1 pseudogene is annotated in these 280 nt (G+C 66.8%); it reads right to left on the reverse strand.

From position 1 onward, the window contains the following. Window positions 1–280: pseudogene (locus EN862_RS35905) on the reverse strand (hypothetical protein); the annotation flags it as partial.

Here is a 280-nt window from a genome sequence, read left to right on the forward strand (position 1 = left end):
GAACAGTCCGTCGATTCCTTGCGCCGCGCCGCCGACCAGAACCAGCGACAACACAGCAGAGGCGGAAATGAAGGCGACGCGCACGACACTGTCCGTGGCGTCGGGACTGGCCGCTATGTTGATCAGCGTCTCGACGAAGGCCCAGCAGAACAGCACCGCCACCACCAAAAGCGCGATCGCCAGCGGCGCCACGATGGCGGCGTTCTCCAGTCCGGTGATGCGGCCGTTTTCGACCTCAAGGCCGAGCACCGCAAGGGCCGCGGCGACGCCGCGATTGCCG

Source organism: Mesorhizobium sp. M2E.F.Ca.ET.219.01.1.1 (assembly GCF_004016445.2).
Taxonomy (GTDB): domain Bacteria; phylum Pseudomonadota; class Alphaproteobacteria; order Rhizobiales; family Rhizobiaceae; genus Mesorhizobium.